This is a genomic window from Pseudomonas borbori (assembly GCF_900115555.1).
Classification (GTDB): domain Bacteria; phylum Pseudomonadota; class Gammaproteobacteria; order Pseudomonadales; family Pseudomonadaceae; genus Aquipseudomonas; species Aquipseudomonas borbori.
The window spans coordinates 1-4,995 of record NZ_FOWX01000074.1 but is presented as its reverse complement, the minus strand read 5'-3'; the positions used below and the strand labels follow the sequence as shown (position 1 = coordinate 4,995).

Here is a 4,995-nt window from a genome sequence, read left to right as displayed (position 1 = left end):
TTCCGACATCAAGAGCGCGGTAGCCTTTTTTAATATCGATTTTTCCCGTTCAAGGCGGGTAATCCGGGCTTCCAACTCCTGGATTTTCTGCTGTTCCGGTGTCAGCGCTTTGCTCTGCGGGGTAACGCCTTGGCACTCCTGCTGCACCTGGCTGACCCAGCGGCGTAGTGCTGACTCACCAATGCCGAGTGAACGGCTGGCTTCGATGTAGCTGTAATCTTGCTTGAGCACGAGATCGGCAGCCTCGCGTTTGAATTCAGCAGAAAAGGAACGGCGTTGTTTGGTCATCTGACACCTCGATCTGGCGAGCATTCTCGCCTAAATGGGTGTCCGGAATCAGTAGACCACTACAGTGATCGCACGGTTCAAAGCCGCCTTTGCGGAAAACCTTGATCACGACTTGATGAATGATGAGTACCACAAGGATAAGGAAATTTTCCTGCACCATCCTGTGTGGACACCTGAAAGCTCGATCAAGGAATACAAGTCTCTCGCGAAACAAGGCCATGTCTACTCCCAGTACCTCGCAGGTGTGTTCCTTGCATCCAGCGCGGGTGGCTACAAGACTGAGTGTGTTGAATACCTGCTGATGGCATATGGAAATAAGCAGCCTGAAGCCATGCGCGTACTCGCTGAGTTCCTGAATTTCAAGAATGACTACTATGGGGCAGTGCAATGTGCACTTCTGTCTATTGACGGCGGTGACGACTACTCGAAGAGAATTGTTCGTGAAGTGCTTGGCAATGCCTCTCACCAGATGATGCAGACGAATCGTGGTTTAGCTCCACTTAGCTTCGTAATCATCGAAACCCTCCGTGAAAACGGATTCGACTCGATCCTGAGGGAGCATTTCAGCGAGCTCAATCCTGATCCACATCCTGAAATTCGCATCGCTGGTTTTCTCAAAGGAGTGCGGTCATGAGCGGCGTTCAAGTGTGGGATAACAACAGCTCTGACGAAGAGCAGGAAGAATTTGAGTGCCTGGATTGCGGGTGCACCACGTCCGAGGCTGATTTCGAGTCAGTCGACGATGAGCTGAACCAGCAACGTCCGCGCTGCCCTGACTGTCAAAGTTCGCACCGAATCTCCCGCGCAACCTGCGACTGCGGTGAGCCGGCGACTCATGAGGTTGAGTCAGGGTTCGTTTGCGACGATTGCCATGACCACTATGTCAGCGGGTACATACGGGACTAACGCCTAAGGGGCTGGGGCGTGCGTAATTGCTCGCACGCTCCCGCACACCAATGAGACTTCGAGCATTCGACTTTTCAGCTCACCCCGGTTAAGCCTGGAATGGGTGGCCGGATGGCGTGGAATCCGCAATAGACTGCGCTACCTGAAAGTTTCCATTTCAATTCCCTATTTTGAGGCCTGGCTGTTTCCGATACTGACCCCGCACGCAAATTCCTGCGGGCATCATCTGAAGGAGACGGCCATGAGCCAGAAAAGTGATCAAGACAACCACGCCAACCAGTTGAACCCGAACAGTGACGCCTACTGGGAGTCGCGTGGGTACGATGAGCGTCCTGAGGACTGGGATGATCGAATTTGATCATCCGAACTGAAGGCGCCTGTGTGGCGCCTTCAGTTTTCAATGGGCTTGCCCAGCAAGTGGCGCGCCGTTCGGTACTCTGTGTCATACACATCCATGAGCGAGATCAGCAGCTCTGTCGGCCAACCCGCGTGCTGCAAATCTCGAATGACTATGGACATGGTCTCGGCAAAGCGAAAAATGCAGGCACCTTCCCAGTACCCCGCTGTTGCATCAAGTGGAAGCTCCCCCCTTTCCTTAATGTGCAGGTCGTAACTAACCCTGATTAGATCCAGAAGCATTTGGAAAGACGGACGCCCGCCTTTGAGCTGAACCCAGTTCCGCAGCAAACGAATTCGTGACTCCGGCTCCATGCCATCGTGTGCAGCCCAGAGCTTTCCGAGGTAAGTGACAGGCCCAGGCCTTTTCTTGGTTAAACCTGCAAGGGACGCGAGCTTTTCGAGTGCTGCCTGCATGGGGTTTGACCATGACTGGGTTGATGCGCACCACTTCGGTATTACCCAGGTTGCACGGATGACATTCTGTGTCCCTTCCTCTACTTCGAACTCCCAGTTAGCTACCTGCGAATCTGCCATAAACCATGCGGCCAGCCTGAGCAGTGTCGCCAGACTATCGGCAGACATCAGCTGAGCAAGTGCCCTGCTCTGAACAAGCTCGTCTTCGCTGAGGTCGTTAATCAGGTCAAGCATCGACCGACGGCTTGCAGGGCATCCGAGCAGTGCGACCACCCCTGATGAGGTGTAGGCAAAAAAACGATCACGCTTATCAGGCAATGAGCGAATCACTTGCCCGCTAAGCTCCGAGAGCGTGTAGAGCTTGTCCTTCCAGTAGTCCATTGCCACAGGATTAAGTCGAGACAGCTCAAGCAACCCAAGCCAGCATGTGACTGTGGGAACTGTAAAACCATTTTCCATTTGAGCTATGGAGAGCTCTGTTGACTGCCGAGACATAGGTACAGCTCGGATGAACTTCTGTTGCGCCTTGATGGAAACATCTGATTCAGATTTCAAAAGGTACTTCAGCGCAGTTTTGCTCGTTGGGAGCCCTCCGCGAATCTCCCTGCTTGCCTCCCACAGCGAGCGGAGATTGATATCCAATAAGGCGTACACCTTCTCCACTGGAAGCAACAGCACAGCCTCACGGAGGTAAACCTCCTTGCCCCCAAATGCTGCCAGGTATTCTGATATTTCATCCTGGCTGAGCAGGACGCTGTCTTCATGACTCGAAGTTTTTGCATTCATTAAGTCGGGCCGCCCAAGCCATCGACTGGAGCGAAGATCCAGCCTTCCTTTATGGGCACATTCAGATCCGGCTGGAGAAGCTTTTCCGGCTGAAAGTGAAATAGCCAGGCGATCAAGGCACAGGTCAATGCGTCGAGCTGATCGCCATGCTGGAAACCCTCTGGCAGCTCACCACCGGCTTGTCCCCTGATACCGAATTCTTGGTGCAATTCAGCCATGGTGGCTGAACGCTTGCAGGCACTGGGATATGCCTCAATAGCACGCAGCCGCACACTGTCCGTCCATATCCCGCAGTCCTCAACTTGAGGAGCGAAGCGAGCCAGCACATGCATGCCCTTAGTTGCCTGGCTACCAATCATGTCCTTCAACGCTGATAGCGGACTGAGTCCACGCTCAAAAAGAAGGCGCTCAGTTCGGCGAAAGAGGTATGGGTTTTCAGATGACCGATCAATCGAATCAGCCGCATTGCCGTTTACTAGCAGATCAACGAATCCCTGAGAAAAACCCAACGGGGTATCGATGGCCAAAACAACTGGTGCGGATCGGTCATGATCTTCAACTTCGCAAAGACTGAGGATTCGAAGAAGGAAGTCATCTGTACCTACAGACTGATTGATCACGCGGCGCAGGCTGCCGCGCCATGGCTCACCCATGAGTTTGCGCTGGCTATCGAGTACGACCAAGGCATCGCGACTGGAGGGGTTCTTGTCGCAGTTCCAGGCACCTACGTCCCAGCCAATGAAAAGCTCGGAGCATGCAGTAGTCGTCATGCTTTCCCCCTCGCTTGCTGGTGCACATAAACTTCCAAGCTCTTCAACTGCATCACTTGCCCCATCTGACTAAATGCTTCAGTCACTACCAACCAACCCCAGCAGGATCTGCTCCAAACGATCCGCCTCGTAAAATACAGAGCAGGCGATAAATGCAGATTGGAGAGAAATCCTCTTACTGGCTGATCGAAATAGTCATGTAAACCAGCTAAATCAGCGGGTTAGGGAAATTCGGATTGCTGATGGGGAGTTGGACAAAACAGCCGAAAAAGTTGTCCTAGTGAGCAATGATCGAGGCTATTCACGGCAACTTGAGCTTTGCCCTGGTGACCGGATCATGTTGCGTAAAAACGCAAAGGTTGATCAGACGCCAGTTTTCAACGGCGACCGGGCGACGGTCATCAGTATCGAAGATCACGCGTCCGGGACTGATGGCATAGAGATTGAAACAGTTGTGCGTGCCCGCCTGGATCGCTCAGGCACCGAAATCTGCTGGCGTCTCAGTGACTATGACAAGTTGGATCATGCTTACGCCATGACAGTCCATAAGTCACAGGGACTGACTGTCGAGCATGCGTTCTATCTCGCAAGCGAGACAACTGACCGGCGCTCCGCTTACGTCGCATTTACGCGATCCAAGGCTGCCTGTCCGTTTTACCTGGCCTCTGAATGCGAAGCCGATTTCGCGAATCGAACGAGCGCTTTTAAATCAAAAATGACAGCACTCGATGCTGATATAGGAACGAAGCAACGAACGCTCCATACATATGTCGGCAAACATGAAGCAGCAATTCGCACACCTCAGCCAGCAACTAAGGAATTGCTGGAAAAGGCCGGGATTCATTTTTCATACCCCGAAGAGATTAAGTGTATTTCCAGCACAGCCTCTGAGCAAATTGCAAATCTGCCCCGTGTCCGACAAGTCAGGGAGCTCAAAACGAGCCCTCTTATAATGCTAAAACTGTTGCTTCTACGTTTACGGGAACGACTAAAAACCCTCACTCTGACAGAAACCTTTCACCCCCAACGTAACTCAACAAGCACAGGACTAGATGCCCTACAATGCTCCAGTTTACTTAGCACGGCACACCCTGAAGTGTCACTTTGAATGGCAAGTTCAGAATCGAGTAGGAGGCGGGGTTGCCCCCGCCGTCCTCTCACACCACCGTACATACGGTTCCGTATACGGCGGTTCCTGCCTACTGACCAACAGCGTCAGCGAGCTTGGTTCCGTTGATGTGTCGCCTGCGGTATCTAAGCGCCCAGACCGGCCCTCGAAGCTTCCGGCTCCTACCTCCTGATGGTCTCGACCCCCGCTACGCGGAGTTTCTGCTTTACGATCCAACAGAGATCACACCCGACTGTCCACTCATGGCAGGTTCAGCCCTTCGTCACTCCGGTTTCGAGCAACTACTACGGCCTCGGCTGACTT

The 4,995-nt window shown here is 53.0% G+C and carries 5 protein-coding genes; 2 read left to right on the top strand and 3 right to left on the bottom strand.

The window, feature by feature from the left end; genetic code table 11:
• On the bottom strand, window positions 1–288 hold a 288-nt coding region (locus tag BM315_RS23850; RefSeq protein WP_141124009.1), incomplete at its 3' end, for a transposase.
• 64 nt (window positions 289–352) lie between these two features.
• On the opposite strand from BM315_RS23850, the gene BM315_RS23840 reads away from it, so the two are divergent.
• Window positions 353–922 carry a hypothetical protein gene (locus tag BM315_RS23840; RefSeq protein WP_170862313.1) on the top strand — a complete coding sequence of 190 codons (570 nt, stop codon included), beginning with the start codon at window positions 353–355 and terminating at the stop codon, window positions 920–922.
• A 662-nt stretch (window positions 923–1,584) separates the two neighbouring features.
• Here BM315_RS23840 and BM315_RS23830 read toward each other — a convergent pair.
• A complete protein-coding gene (locus BM315_RS23830) occupies window positions 1,585–2,793 on the bottom strand; it encodes a hypothetical protein (RefSeq protein ID WP_090506134.1) in 1,209 nt (402 codons plus the stop codon).
• On the bottom strand, window positions 2,793–3,563 hold the full coding sequence (locus BM315_RS23825) for a DUF429 domain-containing protein (protein ID WP_090506132.1): 771 nt from the start codon (window positions 3,561–3,563) through the stop codon (window positions 2,793–2,795). The genes BM315_RS23830 and BM315_RS23825 overlap by 1 nt, the downstream gene beginning before the upstream one ends.
• A 337-nt stretch (window positions 3,564–3,900) precedes the next feature.
• On the opposite strand from BM315_RS23825, the gene BM315_RS23820 reads away from it, so the two are divergent.
• The gene (locus tag BM315_RS23820; RefSeq protein ID WP_090506130.1) at window positions 3,901–4,671 is read left to right on the top strand and encodes an ATP-binding domain-containing protein; all 771 of its coding nucleotides are present in this window, start codon (window positions 3,901–3,903) and stop codon (window positions 4,669–4,671) included.
• The last annotated feature ends 324 nt before the right edge of the window (window positions 4,672–4,995 follow it).